Source organism: Nonomuraea sp. NPDC050540 (assembly GCF_044457485.1).
Taxonomy (GTDB): domain Bacteria; phylum Actinomycetota; class Actinomycetes; order Streptosporangiales; family Streptosporangiaceae; genus Nonomuraea.
Genome location: NZ_JBITHA010000005.1, coordinates 332,273 through 348,139 on the forward strand (window position 1 = coordinate 332,273; position 15,867 = coordinate 348,139).

Sequence of the window (15,867 nt, forward strand, 5' to 3'; positions counted from 1 at the left end):
GTGCGCGTACGTCGTCTCGCGGGCGGGCTGGCCGTCGTCGCGGCACTGACCGCCGGGTGCGGAGGGTTGCAGGCCGGCGTGGAGCAGGGGGCCGAGAAGTCCACGACTCCGGTCAAGGCAGGCGAAGCGCGGAAGAAGCTGGACAAGCTCCCGGTCAAGGGGCGGGCGCCGCGCACCGGCTTCGAGCGCGAGAAGTTCGGGCCCGCCTGGGCCGACGTCGACCGCAACGGCTGCGACACGCGCAACGACATCCTCAAGCGCGACATGCGCGAGGAGAAGTTCAAGGCGGGCACCCACGACTGCATCGTGCTCACGGGCGTGCTCGACGACCCCTACAGCGGAAAGACGATCAAGTTCAAGCGCGGCAACGACACCAGCATGGCCGTGCAGATCGACCACGTGATCCCGCTCTCCGACGCCTGGCAGAAGGGAGCCCAGCAGTGGGCGGACGGCAAGCGCAGGGAGTTCGCCAACGACCCGCTCAACCTCATGGCCGTCGACGGGCCGCTCAACAACCAGAAGAGCGACTCCGACGCGGCCACCTGGCTGCCGCCGCGCAAGGGCTACCGGTGCGCCTACATCGCGCGGCAGATCGACGTGAAGGTCAAGTACGCGCTCTGGGTGACGGCCGCGGAGAAGGAGGCCATGGAGCGCGTACTCGACGGGTGCTGAGGCTCAGTCGTCGTTGTCGGCCTTCTCGGTCCTGTTCTTGAGCACCTTGCCGCTGGCCGCGTCCAGCTCCAGCTCGTGCTCGGTGCCGCCCTTGATCAGCTCGACGTCCCAGGTGCCGTCGTCGTCGTGGTCGACCGAGCGCACCCAGGCGCCGGGGACCTGCTTCTTGGCGATGTCGATGGCCTGCTCGACGCCGACCTTCGGGGCGACGGGGGCGTTGACCGAGGCGTAGGCGACGCCGCCGCCCGCGAGCAGGACCACGGCGCCGGCGCCGGCGATGACGATCTTCTTGGTGATGTTCATGGGTCAAGAAAAGCGCGATCAACGGTAAAGCCGCGCTGTGGCAACCCTAAGGCTGGGTTAACCCGAGTACGAGCTCGACCGCGGCCCTCGACACCGTCATCGCGCCGCCCGACGACTCGGCCGTACGGCGGGCGATGTCCAGGCCCAGCCCGGTGGAGCCGCCCGCGCTGGAGCCGCGTTCCTGCAGTTCGGGCGGGAAGCCGGGGCCTTCGTCGGCGACGGTCAGGGCGGCGCCCCTCTCGTGCGGCGCCAGCCGTACGGAGAAGGCGACTCCCTCGGGGGTGTGGGCGAAGACGTTGCCCAGCAGCGCGTCCACGCACGCCGCCAGCTCGGCCGCGCCCACCGCGACCTCCAGCGGCTCGCCGGGCAGTTCGACCGTGAGGGCGCGCTCCTGGTCCTCGGCCAGCACCGCCCAGAACCGCACCCGATCGCCCACCACCGCCGTCGCGTCGCACGAGGCGCGCGGCGGCCGGACGCCCGTGCGGCCGCGGGCCTCGGTGATGACGGCGTTCACCGCGCGTTCCAGGGCGTCGGCGCGCTCGCCGATGCGGGCCGCCTCCTCCGGGTCGCGCAGCGACTCGGCGTCCAGGCGCAGGCCGGTCAGCGGCGTGCGCAGGCGGTGCGACAGGTCCGCCACCGACTCGCGCTCACTGGCGAGCAGGTCGCCGATCCGGCCCGCCAGGTGGTTGAGCGCCAGGCCCACCGACTCCACCTCGGGCGGCCCGCCCGGCTCCGCCCGCGCCTCCAGGTCGCCTCCGGCCAGCCGGTGGGAGACCCGCGCCAGCTCGTCCACCGGCCGCGTCACCCGCACCGCCAGCCGGTCGGCCAGCACGATCCCCAGCACCACCAGCGCGAGCCCGAGCAGCAGCAACGCGAGCCACGCCTCCCGCACGCCCGCGAACAGCTCCGCGTCGCTCACGAACACCCGGATCACCACCGGGCCCTGCGCGGACCTGACCGAGACCAGGACCTCCCTGCCGCCCGCGGCCTCCGCGGTCACGCTGCGCCCCGCGCGCGCCAGCCGGACCGCGTCCGACTCCCGCGCCCGCGCGCCGACGACCCGCCCGTCCGGCAGGAACACCGACACGGGCGCGGACACCCGCTCGACCGCCAGCTCCAGGTCCGGCGTGCCGACCGCCACGACCACCGACTCGGCCGCGCTGGTGGCCCGCGCCATGGCGCCGTTCTCGGCCACCGAGCGGATCAGCAGCGCCATCGGCACCAGCAGCGCGATCAGCACCACCGACGTCGTGGCCGCCACCAGCAGCCCCAGCCAGCGCCTCACGCGGGCCCGACCAGCTTGACGCCGACGCCGCGGACGGTGTGGAGGTAGCGGGGTTCCGAGGCGGTCTCGCCGAGCTTCCTGCGCAGCCAGGACAGGTGGACGTCGACGGTCTTGTCGGCGCCGCCGTACGGGAGCTGCCAGACCTCCGTGAGCAGTTCGCGTTTCGAGACCACCTCGCCCGCGCGGGCGGCCAGGTAGTGCAGCACGTCGAACTCCCGCGGCGTCAGGTCCAGCGGTGTCCCGTCGAGCGCGGCCACCCGCGAGCGCGGATCGACGCTCAGCCCGCCGACCTTCACCGACGCGTCAGGGCGGTCTTCCGAGGTACGGCGCAGCACCGCCTTGACCCGGGCGTTGAGCTGGGCGGCGCTGAACGGCTTGACCACGTAGTCGTCGGCGCCCGCGTCGAGGACCGGGACCATCTCGGCGTCGCCGTCGCGCGCCGTGGCCACGATCACCGGCACCTGGCTGACCGAGCGCAGCATGCGCAGCAGCTCCAGGCCGTCCAGGTCGGGCAGGCCGAGGTCGAGCACGACCAGGTCGGGACGGTCCTGCACGGCCAGGCGCAGGCCGTCGAGGGCGGTGGACGAGGAGGAGACGGCGTGACCGAGCTCGCGCAGGCCCCTGGTCAGGGCGGTGCGGATGGTCACGTCGTCCTCGATGAGAAGGATGGAGGCCATATAACTCCACGTTAACCTGGCGTTAGACCTGGTTGGGGGAGTGTGGGGCCGTGAAGAGACTGATGCTGGCATGGGCGGTGACCGCGCTGGCGGCTACCGGGGTGGCGGTGGCGGTGCTCGGGCTCCTGGGTGGCGTCCTCACCGGCCAGTCCGGAAATGTCATGACGCAGGCCGAAGCCCGCTCCGCGCTCGCCACCCTGCCGTCGGGAACCTCCACCGGAGCCGCCACCCCCGCGCCGACCGGCGGCGGCAAGGTGATCAGGACGGCCGGCGGCACCGTCATCGCCACCTGCTCGGCCGGGCAGGTCAGCCTCCGCAACTGGAGTCCCTTCCAGGGCTACTCCGTCGACGACCCCGAGCCCGGCCCCGCCCCCTCCCTGAAGGTCGAGTTCGACCGGGAGGAAGGCGAGGACGTCGAGGTCGTGGTCCGCTGCCAGAACGGCCGGCCGGTCATCTAGCCTTCCGCGCTCAGCGCCGCCTTGGTCAGCTCGGCCTGGCGGCGAATCTGGCGCATCACGACCGGGTTCAGGTTCTTGGCCTCGAAGGTCGCGATCATCGTGTCCATGACCGCGTGGGCCTGGGCCAGGTCGCCCTGACGGGCCTCGGCGCGGGCCAGGCGCCGCATGACCATGTTGAGCGTGATGTTGTCGATCGAGGCGTCCCTGACGACCACACCGAGCTGCTCGATGCTCTCCTTGGTGTCCGGCGGGCGGATGCGCAGGTTCCTGGCCGGGGTCAGGTCCTTGAACTCCCGCTCCGCGTTGAGCCCCTTCACCATCCGGGCGTAGACGGACAAGGGGTGCGAGCCGTACCGGGAGATCACCTCGTCCAGCGCGTCGTTGCCCGAGCGCAGCGCCGGAGAGTCGGAGCCGAGCAGCGAGAACAGCTTGCCCTGCTCCTCGCCCAGCATCAGCTCGGCCACCCGGTGGTCGTCGGCGGAGACCGGATAGCCGACCCTGACCAGGCAGACGTTGGAGACGATCCGCGAGCCGTCGCCCGCGATGTACTGGGCGCGCACCTGGTACTCGCCCGGCTGCTGGAAGTAGTGGCCGTCGCGGCCGTGGCCGATGTAGGCGCTGCGGTAGGCCGCCGGGTTGTTCTCGTCGAGGCGGACGTCCGGCGAGGCGTCCACGCAATGGCGCATCATCGGGCGGTAGACGACCGTCCGGCCGCCGGGCTGCGTGATGCAGACCTGCGTGAACTCCGTGTCCGGGTGCAGGTGGCTGTGCGTGGTCCGCGCCTCGCCCGTGACGCCGAGCTTCAGCTCCACCACGACCGGCTCGCCGAAGCCGAACGACTCCTTGGCCCGCAGCTCCAGCCGCAGCCCCGACTGGTCCATGACCGGCTGCTCGAACGGGTCGATCTCGGCCGCGCCGGTGCCGAACGCGTTGGCGCCCATCGCGACGTCGCGGAAGAAGCCGTGGCGCAGGTGGACCAGCTCCACGTCGGTGAACTGGAACGGGAAGGCCGACCAGTAGCCCTGTTCGCCGCCGGGGCGGTAGTTCTGCACGTAGTTCATCCACGACAGGTCGCCGAAGCCGCCGTTCGGGCCCAGCGGCTGGGGCGGCGTGGCCAGGTTCTTCTGCCAGGAGTGCAGCAGGTTGAAGGCGTGGCCCAGCTCGTGGACGTACGTACGGAGCTGGGCGCGCTGCGCCTGCGGGCTCTGGCCCTGGATGGCGTCGTAGAAGACGGCCGCGCCCTGCCGCTGGAAGCCGTCGTTGTAGTCGAACATGATGCCCCGGTAGCCGCCCACGTGCTTGCTGGCCACCAGCAGCCAGACCCGCCAGGCGGCGGCGTCGCCGTACCGGCTGAACTGGGTTGTCATCGCATGATGCAGCTCGGCGTCGTCCCAGGCCAGGTCGGCGCCCTCGCCGCCGGTGGGCACGATGCCCGGCTCGGTGACGCGGAGCTCGATCCCGGCCTCGGCGTAGGCGGCGGGGACGCTGAGCTCGCGCGCGGGCGAGCCGGTCGGGCCCGGCAGCGCGCCCGTGTTGTACGACACGAACGGCGCCGTCCCGGCCACCGAGTCCTGCTCCAGAAGGACGGTGCGGAAGTACGGCGAGACGTAGGCGAGCTGGAAGTCGTCCCCGCCCACGTGCGCGGACGCGCCCTCGTCGGTGACCGTGATGCTGACGCTTCCGGTCGGCACGCTGTAGGTGAACCGGCCGGAACCCCAGACGCGGGTCTTGTCGCCCTCGGTCTGGGTGTTCGGCTGGTCGACGCGGAAGGAGCCCACGTACGAGGTGGTCGCCCCGGCCACCGAGAACAGGTCGCCGCTGACCCGTCCGGTGGGTCGTGCTCCGTCGACGTCGACCCTCAGCTCCAGCCGCGAGTCGCCGTTCTGGCCCTGATACAGCCCGCTGATCATGGGGGGCTCCCTCCCGATGGGGGTTACACCGGGGACGTTCCCCTCGCTGAGGGAGCCTGTCAACAGGCCGTTTCAGCGAGCTCCGCGGACCTGGAGGGAGCTGAGGAGTTCCTCGGAGGCCTGGGTGATCGACTCCACCGCGCGGTCGAAGGCCTCCGCGTTGTGCGCGGCGGGCGCGCGAAATCCCGAGATCTTGCGCACGAACTGCAGCGCCGCGGCCCGCACGTCCTCCTCGGTCACGTCTTCGGTGTACGGCGGGCGCAGCGTCTTGATGCTTCTACACATGCCTCAACGGTAATAGCCGATGCGCTGACTGATCTCCCGGGCACCGGCCGCCAGGATCGCGCCGACCTCCGGCAGGCGCTCGGCCGTCAGCCGGTACGACGGTCCCGACGCGCTGACCGCGGCCACCACCGAACCGTCCGAGCCGCGCACCGGCGCCGCCACCGCGTTCAGGCCCAGCTCCAGCTCCTCGACCGTGCCCGCCCAGCCGCGCTCCCTGATCTCGGCCAGGGCGAGACCCTCGACGGTGACGATCGTGGCAGGGGTGTAGCGCTCCAGCTCGCGGGGGAGCGGCAGCGCGCCGAAGGCCAGCAGGACCTTGCCGCTGGAGGTGGCGTGGGAGGGGGTGCGCTGGCCCACCCAGTTGTGTCCGCTGATGGCCGACGGGCCGCGTACCTGGCTGATGTTGACGGCGTGGCCGTCCTGGGGGACCGCGAGGTTGACCGTCTCGCCGACGTCCTCGGCCAGGCGGCGGCAGACCTCCCGGCTCTCCTTGGACAGGTCGAGCTGCGCGGTGGCCGCCCCGGCCAGCCTGACCACCCCGAACCCGAGCCGGTAGCGGCCGCGATCGCCGCTCTGCTCGACCAGGCCGCCCTGTTCGAGGGCGTTGAGCAGGCGGAAGGCGGTGGACTTGTGCACGTCCAGCTCCACGGCCAGGTCCGTCACCCGGGTGGCGCCCTTGCTGGCGAGGATCTCCAGGATCGCGATCGCCCGATCCACCGACTGCACCGAGCTGTTGCTCATGACGCAACACTACTGGGTTCTGTCGGTGGCGGGTGGGAAGCTCTCGCTCATGGAATTCTCGGAAGGCACACCCTGCTGGGTGCAGTTGCTGACGCCCGACGCCGCCGCGGCCAAGCGCTTCTACGGCGGCCTGTTCGGCTGGACCTTCGACGAGCGCGGCGCATGGACCATGTGCCTCGACGGCACCCGTCCCGTCGCCCAGATCACGCAGGCCCCGGGCGAGGCGTGGGAGGTCTACCTGACCACCTCCGACGTCGCCGCGGCCGCGGCCAGGGTTCCGGCCTCTGGCGGCACCCTCCTGGAAGAACCCTTCGACGTCCCCGGCCACGGCCGCTACGCCCGCGCCGCCGACCCGGCCGGGACCCCGTTCGCGCTGTGGCAGCCGGGGGAGTTCACGGGCGGCGGCGTGCACTGGCTCGACCTCAACACGCGAGACGGCGAGCGGATCGACGCCTTCTACGCCGCCGTCCTGTCCTACGACCTTCAGCCGGCGGCCGGCGACTACACGTCGTGGCACTCCGGCGGGCGGCCGGTGGCGGGCCGCCTGGAGATGAACGACTCCGAGTGGGCCGGCGTCCCCGAGCACTGGATGACGTACTTCGCGGTGGCGGACGTGGACTCCGTGGCGGCCTTGGCCGAAGACCTGGGCGGCACCGTGGGCCATGGCCCCGTGGCCTCCCCCCGCGGCCGCCTGGCCATCATCGGCGACCCCGCCGGCATCCCCTTCACCGCCATCACCCCCACCTAATGGGAGCTACCGGGTCGGCCGCGCTGGCAGACTCGGTGTCTGGTAGCCGCCGGTGAGTGAGCACTCTCCTCACCAGGGCCTCGAGTCCTAGGGTCAGATCGTGCCCTCACCGGTGGTCAGGGGGTGGGGCTGAGTTCTGAGCCGAAGGCGGCGGCGATCTTGCGCATGCCGGTGGCGAGTTCGTCCCGGTCCAGGGCGTCGATGCGTTCGGCCGGGCCGGATACCGACATGGCGGCCACCACGCGGTTGCCGTCCTGCACCGGTACCGCCAGGCAGTGCACGCCCAGCTCCTCCTCGCCCAGGTCCATCGCGTAGCCGCGGACGCGGACCCGGTCCAGTTCGGCGAGCATCGCCTGCGGGTCGGTGATGGTGTTGGCGGTCTTGCGGGGCATGCCGGTGCGTTCGAACAGGCTGAGGGCCTCGTCGGTGGCCCGGTCGGCGAGCAGTACCTTGCCGACGGCCGTGCTGTGCGGCAGCACCCGCCGCCCGACCTCGGCGAACATCCGCAGCCTGCGCGGCGACGGCACCTGCGCCACGTAGACGATGAAGTCGCCCTCCAGCACGGCCAGGTTCGCCGTCTCCCCGGACAACTCGACCATCCTCGTCAGGTACGGCTGCGCCCACACCCCGACCATCCGCTCGGCGACGCCGCCCAGCCGGACCAGCCCGCCGCCGAGGGCGTAACGCCGGTCGGACTCCTGCCGCACGTAGCCGCGGGACAACAGGGTCTGCAACAGGCGGTGGATCGTCCCGTACGGCAGGCCCGTCCTGGCCGCGATCTCCGACAGACCGGCTTCGCCGCCGTGCTCGGCCAGCGCCTCCAGCACGTCGAGCGCCCGATCGACCGACTGCACGCTCACCCGCTCACCCCCGCTCGCTCCCCACCCGGCTCCCCGGGCAACTTACTCCCGTTCCACCCGCCTCCAGACCAGCCCGCCCCCGGCCGCCGACGAGGAAAGGTGCGGAGAGGAGACAGTGGGTGGCCGGCCACGGCGGGCTCACAGGCAGACGCCGCGCAGGGACGCGTCGAGGACCTCGGCCGTGTGGGCGACGCGGATCGAGCCGCCCGCCCGCGCCATGGCCGACGCGATCTGCATCGTGCACCCCGGGTTGGCCGACACCAGCACCTCGGCCCCGGTCGACGCCACCGACTTGGCCTTGCGGTCGCCCAGGTCGCGGGCGGCCTCGGGCTGGAAGATGTTGTACGTGCCCGCCGAGCCGCAGCAGATCGCCGCGTCCGGCACCTCGCGCACCGACAGGCCGGGGATGGCCGACAGCAGCGCGCGCGGCTCGGCCCGGATGCCCTGGGCGTGGGCGAGGTGGCAGGCGTCGTGGTAGGCGATGGTCAGGGGGAGGGGGTGGCGGATGGCGGCGGGGCCCAGTTCGGCGAGCCATTCGGCCAGGTCGACGGTCCTGATGGCGCGGGCCCTGGCCGCCCAGTCCGGCCGGCCGGCGAGCAGCTCGCCGTACTCCTTCATGGAGGAGCCGCAGCCGGCGGCGTTGACGACGACGGTGGTGACGCCGGCGCGTTCAAAGGTGCGGATGGTGCGTCTGGCGAAGCGGCGGGCCTGGTCTTCGCGGCCGGAGTGCACGCTGAGCGCCCCGCAGCAGCCCTGGCCGGGCGGGATCACGACCTCGCAGCCCTCCAGCGCGAGCACGCGGGCGGTCGCCGCGTTCACCTGGGGGAAGAACTCGCCCTGTACGCACCCGGTGAGCATGCCGACGACGGCCCGGCGCGGCCCGCGGGCACGGACGCGGCGCGGCAGGCGCTGCCGGCGGGTGACCCGGGGCGCGAGGGCGGCCATGGCGCCGAGGCTCGGGTGCACGCGCTCCAGGAAGGGCGCCATCCGCTCGGCCAGCCCGATACCAGGACGCAACAGCCGCAGCCGCCGCGGATAGGGGAACAGGCTGAACACGATCCCCCGCACCGCACGCTCGCGCGGGTCGCGCACGTGCACGCGTTCGACCTCGGCGCGCGTCTGCTCGATCAGCCGGTCGTACTTCACCCCGGACGGGCACGCGGTCACGCACGCCATGCACCCGAGGCACGCGTCGAAATGCCCGGCCATCTCGGGGGTGACCGGTGTGCCGTCGGTGTGCTGCTTCATGAGGTGGATCCGCCCGCGCGGGGAATCCATCTCCTCGCCCCACAACACGTAGGTCGGGCAGGTCGGCAGGCAGAACCCGCAGTGCACGCAGTCCTTGATCAGCTTCGGGTCCATGTCAGATCCCTCCCACGAACCGGCCGGGGGACATCCTGCGCCCGGGATCGAACCGCTCCTTCACCCGCCGCATCAGCGGCAGCGCGGACACCTCACCCCACCTGTCCATCCGGTACGGCGAAGCCAGCACGCCGACCCGCGCCCCCGCCTCCCGCAGCCCGGCGACCACGGGCCCGAACCCGGCCCCGTCCCCCCACAGGAAGAACCGGCCGGAGACGGGCGATCCGCGCAGAGCCAGCCCCGTTCCCGCCAAAGCGGCCAGAACGCCGCCGACCCGATCGGGCAGGCAGCGCACCTCGGCCAGCGACTCACCCTCGCCGGCCTCACCCCACCAGCCGGGCATCGCGGAGGTGGCCTCCTCCAGGAGCGTCCGTGCGCGCCCGGCGGCGCAGGCACCTTCCACGAGGGCGGCCAGCGTGACCGGTCCGGAGGGGTCCGGCCAGTCGAGTTCGACCGCCGCGGGCTCGGCCTGCGAGGCCGCCAGCCGTACCGCGGCCTCCTGGACCCGCGGAGGCGCCAGGCGCGTGTGGACCCACGCCCGCTCGGTGGGCAGCGGGTGCAGGCGGAACGTGGCCTCGGCGATCACGCCGAGTGTCCCGTACGAGCCGGTGAAGAGCTTGCCGAGGTCGTAGCCGGCGACGTTCTTGACGACCTTGCCGCCGGACTTGGCGATCGTGCCGTCGGCCAGGACGACGGTGATGCCGATGAGGAGGTCGCGCGGCGTGCCGTACCGGAAGGAGCGGGGGCCGGCGGTCCCGGCGGCGAGCAGTCCGCCGACGGTGGCCTCGTCGCGGAAGGGGCCGTCGTAGACGAGCTCCTGGCCCTGCGTCGCGAGCCGGTCGGCGAGCGCCTCCAGCGTCACCCCGGCCTGCGCGCGGACGACGAGGTCGCCGGCGGCGTGTTCGATGATCTGGTTCATGCAGCAGGTGTCGATCAGCACGTCGCAGCGCTCGGGCGGCGCGCCCCAGTCGAGCTTGGTGCCGCCGCCGACGGGCACGGCGGCGAGGTCGGCCTCGGCGCAGGCGCGCAGCAGCGCGGAGATCTCCTCCACGGACTCCGGCAGCGCGACGAAGGCGGGCCGCACGCCGCCGACGGCGTCGAGCGGACCGGCCTCGCGCACGGTGACGCCGCTCTTCTCGAGTGCCTCTTCCAGCATCAGAACTGCTCCGCCTTCCCCGACTCGACCAGGGGATGCACGCCCTTCCGCACGCCTGGCACCTCGCCGCAGAGCCGCGGCGTGGGAAAGACCTTGCCGGGGTTCGACAGGTTTCCCGGGTCGAAGGCGCAGCGGACGAGTTGCATGGTGTCGAGATCGTCGTCGGAGAACATCCTCGGCATATATCGGGACTTGTCCACCCCGACCCCGTGCTCACCCGTGATCGATCCGCCGTTCTCGACGCACAGATCGAGGATCTTGCCCGACACCGTCTCCGCGCGCTCGCCCGCTCCCGGCTCCGCGTCATCGAACAGCACCAGCGGATGCAGGTTCCCGTCCCCGGCGTGGAAGACGTTCGCCACCTTGATCCCGTACTCGGCGGAGAGCCGGTCGATGCTCGCCAGCACCGCGGGCAGGCTCGTACGCGGCACCACGCCGTCCTGCACGATGTAGGCCGGGCTGATCCGCCCCACCGCCGCGAATGCCGACTTGCGCCCCTTCCAGATCGCCGCCCGTTCGGCCGGATCGGCCGCCACCCGCAGCTCGAACGCCTGCGCACAGGTCTCCGTGAGCTGAGCGAACTGCCGCTCGACCGCCTCGGCGGGACCGTCAAGCTCCACGATCAGCACCGCGCCTGCCCCCTCGGGATAGGCGCAGGCCACCGCCGCCTCGGCCGCCTCGATCGACAGCGCGTCCATCATCTCGATGGCCGCGGGAACGATGCCCGCCCCGATGATCGCCGACACGGCCCGGCCGCCCTGCTCGATGCTCTCGAAGGCGGCCAGCACCGTCGTCACCGCCTCAGGGGTACGGCTGAGCTGCACCGTGACCTTGGTGGCGATGCCCAGCGTGCCCTCCGAGCCCACGAACGCCCCGAGCAGGTCGTAACCCGGATCCATCCGGTCGAGGATCACGATGTCCCCGTCGGGGGTGACGATCTCGCAGGCCTCGACGTGGTTGACGGTGAAGCCGTACTTCAGGCAGTGGGCGCCGCCGGAGTTCTCGGCCACGTTGCCGCCGATGGAGCAGATCTGCTGGCTGGAGGGGTCGGGGGCGTAGTAGTAGCCCTGCTCGCGGACCGCCTCGGTGATCGCCAGGTTGGTGACGCCCGGCTCGACGACCGCGCGCCGGTTGGGCAGGTCGATCTCCAGGACGCGCCGCATCTTCGAGGTGACGATGAGCACGCCGTCGGTCCTGGGCAGCGCGCCGCCGGACAGGCCCGTGCCCGATCCCCGGGCGACGAACGGCACGCCGTACCTGTTGCAGAGTTTGACGATCGCGGCGATCTGCGCCGCGGACTCGGCGAGCACCACGACGCCGGGGGTGGCCCGGTGGTAGGTCAGGCCGTCGCACTCGTAGGTGCGCAGGCGTACCGGGTCGGTGATGACCTCGCCCTCACCCGAGGCCACCCCGTGCAGCGCCGTGATGAACTCCGCCAAAGGGGTCATGGCATGCGAGCATAAGCCGGAAGTGTGAGGAACTCCGCGAAATCATCGTCGAGCGCGACCTCCTTGAAGAGCGCCTCGGCCTGCGCGTAGCGCTCGGCGTCGTAGCCGGGCTCCTTCGCGATCTTGGCGAGCTCGTCGGCGATGATCCGCTCGACCAGCTCCTTCGTGACCGTCTCGCCGGTGTCGGCCAGCGCGATGCCGTTGTGGATCCACTGCCAGATCTGCGAACGGGAGATCTCGGCGGTGGCGGCGTCCTCCATGAGGTTGTGGATCGCGACCGCGCCGAGCCCGCCCATCCAGGCGGCCAGGTAGCGCAGGGCGACGTCCACGTTGTTGCGCAGCCCGGTCTCGGTGATACCGCCGGGGGTGGCCGAGACGCTGAGCAGGTCCTCGGCGCTGACCCGCACGTCCTCGCGGGTGCGGTCGAGCTGGTTGGGACGCTCGCCGAGCACGCCGTCGAAGACCTCACGGCAGATCGGCACCAGGTCGGGGTGAGCCACCCACGACCCGTCGAAGCCGTCGCCGGACTCGCGGGTCTTGTCCGCGCGCACCTTCTCCAGCGCGACCGCGTTGACCTCGGGGTCGCGGCGGCTCGGGATGAACGCGGCCATGCCGCCGATCGCGTGCGCGCCGCGCTTGTGGCAGGTGCGCACCAGCAGTTCGGTGTACGCGCGCATGAACGGGGCGGTCATCGTCACCGCGTTGCGCTCGGGCAGCAGGAACTCGCGGCCGCGCGTGCGGAACTTCTTGATCACGCTGAAGAGGTAGTCCCAGCGGCCCGCGTTGAGACCGGCCGAGTGCTCGCGCAGCTCGTACAGGATCTCCTCCATCTCGAACGCGGCCGGGTACGTCTCGATCAGAACGGTCGCCCGGATCGTGCCCTGGGGGATGCCGAGCGTGTCCTGGGCGAGGACGAAGACGTCGTTCCACAGGCGCGCCTCAAGGTGGGACTCCATCTTCGGCAGGTAGAAGTACGGGCCCTTGCCCTTGGCGAGTTGGCGCCGCGCGCAGTGGAAGAAGTAGAGGCCGAAGTCGAAGAGCGAGGCGGCGACCTCCTGGCCGTCGACCAGGGCGTGCTTCTCGTTGAGGTGCCAGCCGCGCGGGCGGACCACAATCGTGGCGAGCTCGCCGTCGGGCTTGAGCGAGTAGCTCTTGCCGCCGGTCTCGAAGTCGATGGCGCGGTCGAGGGCGTTGCGCAGGTTGAGCTGGCCGGCCACGCAGTTGTCCCACAGCGGCGCGTTGGCGTCCTCGAAGTCGGCCAGCCAGACCTTGGCGCCGGAGTTGAGCGCGTTGATGGTCATCTTCTGGTCGACCGGGCCGGTGATCTCGACGCGGCGGTCCTCAAGGCCGGGGGCCGGTGCGGAGACCTGCCACTCGCCCTCCCTGACCGCCTTCGTCTCGGGCAGGAAGTCGAGCGTGCCGCCGGCCGACAGCTCGGCCTGCCGCGTCTGCCTGGCCTCCAGGAGTTCCAGGCGGCGGGCGTCGAAACGCCGATGGAGCGCTGCCACGAAGTCGAGCGCCTCCGGGGTAAGAACCTCGTCGAACCGGTCGAGCATCGGGCCGGTGATCTCCATGGGCCGAAACCCCTTTCCATGCCGTGGAAAACGTGTTCTGGATTATGGAAGTGAAGCTACTTCATGAGGGGTCGAGGGTCAAAGACGGGGGTCGGCTAGGGGGCATCCCGGATGCGGGTCCGGGCACGGGCCGGGAAGATTTGAGCTATGAAAACAATCGTGTTCGCGGGGGCCCTGCTGGCCTCCACGGCCGTCCTCACCGGCTGCGGGCTGGCGAGCATCGGGGGGCCCACCGAGGAGAGCGTCGTCAACTACGACGTCAACGACAAGGTCGCGCTCCTGGATGTCAACTCGGGATCTGGTGACATCGTCATCACCGAGAGTGAGCGATCGGGCATCCGCGTCACGGAGACCCTCCAGTGGCGCAACAACAAGCCGCAGGCCGAGCACAAGGTCGAGGGCGACACGCTGCGCGTCACGTACGACTGCAAGGGCGGCTTCGGCTCCTGCAGCGTCAGCTACAAGATCGAGGTGCCCAAGGGCCTGAAGGTCAAGGCCGACGCCGGGTCCGGCACCATCACGCTGCGCAACCTCACCGGAGAACTCGAAGCCTCCGCCGGTTCCGGCGACATCGAAGCCTCCTCCCTCGGCGGCAAGAAGGTCCTCGCCGACGCGGGTTCCGGCAGCATCGACCTCAAGTACGCCAGCGTGCCCGCCGACGTCAGCCTCGAAGCCGGTTCCGGCGACGTCACGCTCACCCTGCCCGGCGGCTCCTACAACGTCAAAGCCAACGCCGACTCCGGAAACTCCAAGGTCGAGGTCACCAACGACCCGAACGCCGCCAACCGCGTGACCATCGAGGCCGGATCGGGGAACATCAACGTCCTACCCGGATAACCAGGTGATGGCCGTGGGGATGTCGTGCCACCATCTGGGGAAGACACCACGGTGTCCGGACGTTCCCTATTAGAGATGACACGAATGCAGAAATACTCCACGCTCGACCAGATCGAGACCGGCGAGATGGACCTCGAAGAGCGCCACGCGCTCCGCCGCGTAGCGGGCCTTTCCACCGAACTCCAGGACGTCACCGAGGTCGAATACCGCCAGCTCCGTCTCGAGCGGGTGGTCCTCGTGGGCGTCTGGACCTCTGGTACATCGAGCGATGCCGAAAACTCCCTGCTGGAGCTCAAGCTTCTGGCCGAAACCGCGGGATCTGAGGTGCTCGAGGGCCTCATCCAGCGGCGGCAGAAGCCGGACTCGGCAACCTACATCGGCTCCGGCAAGGCGCTGGAGCTGCGCGACATCGTCGACGCCACCGGCGCGGACACGGTGATCTGCGACGGCGAGCTGACCCCGGCCCAGCTGCGCGAGCTCGAAGAGGTCGTCAAGGTGAAGGTCGTCGACCGGACGATGCTGATCCTGGACATCTTCGCCCAGCACGCGCAGAGCCGGGAGGGCAAGGCCCAGGTCGAGCTCGCCCAGCTGCAGTACCTCATGCCGCGCCTGCGTGGCTGGGGTGGCAGCCTGTCCCGTCAGGTCGGCGGCCGTTCCTCCAACGGCGTCGGCGTCGGCGGTCGCGGACCCGGTGAGACGAAGATCGAGCTCGACCGTCGGCGCATCCGCGAGCGGATGTCGAAGCTGCGCAAGCAGATCTCCGGCATGTCCACCTCGCGCGAGGTCATGCGCCACCAGCGCCAGCGCCGCGAGGTGCCGGCCGTGGCCATCGCCGGCTACACCAACGCGGGCAAGTCCTCGCTGCTCAACCGCATCACCGGTGCGGGCGTGCTGGTCGAGGACGCGCTGTTCGCCACCCTGGACCCGACCGTGCGCAAGTCGCGCACGCCGGACGGGCGGCTGTTCACGATTGCCGACACCGTCGGGTTCGTGCGCCACCTGCCGCACCAGCTGGTGGAGGCGTTCCGGTCCACGCTGGAGGAGGTCGCCGACGCGGACCTGATCCTCCATGTGGTGGACGGCTCGCATCCCGACCCCGAAGGGCAGATCGCGGCGGTGCGCGAGGTCTTCTCCACCATCGAGGGCGCGCTCGACGTGGCCGAGGTCGTGGTGATCAACAAGGCCGACGCCGCCGACCAGGAAGTGATCGACCGCATCATGCGGCGCGAGCGCAACAGCATCGTCGTCTCCGCGCGGACCGGCGCCGGCCTGCCCGAGCTCATGGAGCTCATCGAACAGCAGCTGCCCCGCCTGGACCACGAGGTGCGCCTGCTGGTCCCCTACGACAGGGGTGACCTGGTCTCGCGGGCCCACGAGGAGGGCGAGGTCGTCTCCGTCGAGCACGTCGAGGACGGCACGATCCTGCACGCCTGGGTGCTGTCGAGCCTGTTCCACGAGCTGGAGAAGGTCGCCAAGCCGGTCGAACGGGTCTGATCTCCATTTTCACCTGTACGGCTATCGCTATCTCGATTGGGTGAATGCCCAGCGTAT

The 15,867-nt window shown here is 71.1% G+C and carries 16 protein-coding genes; 5 read left to right on the forward strand and 11 right to left on the reverse strand.

Going from position 1 to position 15,867, the window contains the following annotated elements:
* On the forward strand, positions 1-672 hold the full coding sequence (locus tag ACIBI5_RS19465; protein ID WP_397248538.1) for an HNH endonuclease family protein: 672 nt from the start codon (positions 1-3) through the stop codon (positions 670-672).
* A 3-nt stretch (positions 673-675) separates the two neighbouring features.
* Here the strand turns inward: ACIBI5_RS19465 and ACIBI5_RS19470 are convergent, their stop codons facing one another.
* Genes ACIBI5_RS19470 through ACIBI5_RS19480 form a run of 3 tightly spaced genes read right to left on the reverse strand, consistent with a single transcriptional unit; the run spans position 676 to position 2,937 of the window.
* On the reverse strand, positions 676-975 hold the full coding sequence (locus ACIBI5_RS19470) for a PepSY domain-containing protein (protein WP_397248540.1): 300 nt from the start codon (positions 973-975) through the stop codon (positions 676-678).
* A gap of 46 nt (positions 976-1,021) precedes the next feature.
* Positions 1,022-2,260, reverse strand: a complete 1,239-nt coding sequence (locus ACIBI5_RS19475; protein WP_397248542.1) for a sensor histidine kinase — start codon at positions 2,258-2,260, stop codon at positions 1,022-1,024.
* Positions 2,257-2,937, reverse strand: coding sequence for a response regulator transcription factor (locus ACIBI5_RS19480; RefSeq protein WP_397248544.1), 681 nt, complete (start codon positions 2,935-2,937; stop codon positions 2,257-2,259). Before ACIBI5_RS19480 ends, ACIBI5_RS19475 begins: the two co-directional genes overlap by 4 nt.
* Before the next feature lie 50 nt (positions 2,938-2,987).
* Between ACIBI5_RS19480 and ACIBI5_RS19485 the strand changes: the two genes are divergently transcribed.
* A complete protein-coding gene (locus ACIBI5_RS19485) occupies positions 2,988-3,395 on the forward strand; it encodes a hypothetical protein (RefSeq protein WP_397248546.1) in 408 nt (135 codons plus the stop codon).
* Here the strand turns inward: ACIBI5_RS19485 and ACIBI5_RS19490 are convergent.
* From ACIBI5_RS19490 to ACIBI5_RS19500, 3 genes are all read right to left on the reverse strand, one after another.
* Positions 3,392-5,305 (reverse strand): hypothetical protein, encoded by a 1,914-nt coding sequence (locus ACIBI5_RS19490; RefSeq protein WP_397248548.1) that lies wholly within the window; start codon positions 5,303-5,305, stop codon positions 3,392-3,394. The two genes, ACIBI5_RS19485 and ACIBI5_RS19490, sit on opposite strands and share 4 nt — an antisense overlap.
* A 72-nt stretch (positions 5,306-5,377) precedes the next feature.
* Entirely contained in the window at positions 5,378-5,590 is a 213-nt protein-coding gene (locus tag ACIBI5_RS19495) for a DUF2277 domain-containing protein (protein ID WP_184966672.1), read from the reverse strand.
* Between the two features lie 3 nt (positions 5,591-5,593).
* Positions 5,594-6,331, reverse strand: a complete 738-nt coding sequence (locus tag ACIBI5_RS19500) for an IclR family transcriptional regulator (RefSeq protein WP_397248550.1) — start codon at positions 6,329-6,331, stop codon at positions 5,594-5,596.
* Positions 6,332-6,380: 49 nt separating this feature from the next.
* Between ACIBI5_RS19500 and ACIBI5_RS19505 the strand changes: the two genes are divergently transcribed.
* Positions 6,381-7,079: a VOC family protein gene (locus ACIBI5_RS19505; RefSeq protein ID WP_397248552.1), complete on the forward strand. Its 699-nt coding sequence runs from the start codon at positions 6,381-6,383 to the stop codon at positions 7,077-7,079.
* A gap of 116 nt (positions 7,080-7,195) precedes the next feature.
* On the opposite strand, the gene ACIBI5_RS19510 is transcribed toward ACIBI5_RS19505, so the two are convergent.
* The 5 genes from ACIBI5_RS19510 to aceB all read right to left on the reverse strand — a co-directional run bounded on the left by ACIBI5_RS19510 (position 7,196) and on the right by aceB (position 13,479).
* Entirely contained in the window at positions 7,196-7,933 is a 738-nt protein-coding gene (locus ACIBI5_RS19510; protein ID WP_397249139.1) for an IclR family transcriptional regulator, read from the reverse strand.
* A 144-nt stretch (positions 7,934-8,077) separates the two neighbouring features.
* Positions 8,078-9,301 (reverse strand): (Fe-S)-binding protein, encoded by a 1,224-nt coding sequence (locus ACIBI5_RS19515; protein ID WP_397248554.1) that lies wholly within the window; start codon positions 9,299-9,301, stop codon positions 8,078-8,080.
* Position 9,302: 1 nt separating this feature from the next.
* Positions 9,303-10,457 carry an FAD-binding oxidoreductase gene (locus tag ACIBI5_RS19520; protein WP_397248556.1) on the reverse strand — a complete coding sequence of 385 codons (1,155 nt, stop codon included), beginning with the start codon at positions 10,455-10,457 and terminating at the stop codon, positions 9,303-9,305.
* Complete coding sequence (locus ACIBI5_RS19525; RefSeq protein WP_397248558.1) at positions 10,457-11,905, reverse strand: FAD-linked oxidase C-terminal domain-containing protein; 1,449 nt, start codon at positions 11,903-11,905, stop codon at positions 10,457-10,459. The genes ACIBI5_RS19520 and ACIBI5_RS19525 overlap by 1 nt, the downstream gene beginning before the upstream one ends.
* Positions 11,902-13,479 carry a malate synthase A gene (gene aceB, locus ACIBI5_RS19530; protein WP_397248560.1) on the reverse strand — a complete coding sequence of 526 codons (1,578 nt, stop codon included), beginning with the start codon at positions 13,477-13,479 and terminating at the stop codon, positions 11,902-11,904. The genes ACIBI5_RS19525 and aceB overlap by 4 nt, the downstream gene beginning before the upstream one ends.
* 147 nt (positions 13,480-13,626) lie before the next feature.
* On the opposite strand from aceB, the gene ACIBI5_RS19535 reads away from it, so the two are divergent.
* Positions 13,627-14,316 (forward strand): DUF4097 family beta strand repeat-containing protein, encoded by a 690-nt coding sequence (locus tag ACIBI5_RS19535; RefSeq protein ID WP_397248562.1) that lies wholly within the window; start codon positions 13,627-13,629, stop codon positions 14,314-14,316.
* Between the two features lie 75 nt (positions 14,317-14,391).
* Positions 14,392-15,810 carry a GTPase HflX gene (gene hflX, locus ACIBI5_RS19540; RefSeq protein ID WP_397248564.1) on the forward strand — a complete coding sequence of 473 codons (1,419 nt, stop codon included), beginning with the start codon at positions 14,392-14,394 and terminating at the stop codon, positions 15,808-15,810.
* Positions 15,811-15,867 lie beyond the last annotated feature (57 nt).

Coding starts and splice junctions, on each gene's coding strand:
- ACIBI5_RS19495 (WP_184966672.1), bottom strand. CDS start 5,590: ATGTGTAGAAGCATCAAGACGCTGCGCCCGCCGTACACCGAAGACGTG.
- ACIBI5_RS19500 (WP_397248550.1), bottom strand. CDS start 6,331: ATGAGCAACAGCTCGGTGCAGTCGGTGGATCGGGCGATCGCGATCCTG.
- ACIBI5_RS19505 (WP_397248552.1), top strand. CDS start 6,381: ATGGAATTCTCGGAAGGCACACCCTGCTGGGTGCAGTTGCTGACGCCC.
- ACIBI5_RS19480 (WP_397248544.1), bottom strand. CDS start 2,937: ATGGCCTCCATCCTTCTCATCGAGGACGACGTGACCATCCGCACCGCC.
- ACIBI5_RS19490 (WP_397248548.1), bottom strand. CDS start 5,305: ATGATCAGCGGGCTGTATCAGGGCCAGAACGGCGACTCGCGGCTGGAG.
- ACIBI5_RS19535 (WP_397248562.1), top strand. CDS start 13,627: ATGAAAACAATCGTGTTCGCGGGGGCCCTGCTGGCCTCCACGGCCGTC.
- hflX (WP_397248564.1), top strand. CDS start 14,392: ATGACACGAATGCAGAAATACTCCACGCTCGACCAGATCGAGACCGGC.
- ACIBI5_RS19525 (WP_397248558.1), bottom strand. CDS start 11,905: ATGACCCCTTTGGCGGAGTTCATCACGGCGCTGCACGGGGTGGCCTCG.
- ACIBI5_RS19470 (WP_397248540.1), bottom strand. CDS start 975: ATGAACATCACCAAGAAGATCGTCATCGCCGGCGCCGGCGCCGTGGTC.
- aceB (WP_397248560.1), bottom strand. CDS start 13,479: ATGGAGATCACCGGCCCGATGCTCGACCGGTTCGACGAGGTTCTTACC.
- ACIBI5_RS19520 (WP_397248556.1), bottom strand. CDS start 10,457: ATGCTGGAAGAGGCACTCGAGAAGAGCGGCGTCACCGTGCGCGAGGCC.
- ACIBI5_RS19515 (WP_397248554.1), bottom strand. CDS start 9,301: ATGGACCCGAAGCTGATCAAGGACTGCGTGCACTGCGGGTTCTGCCTG.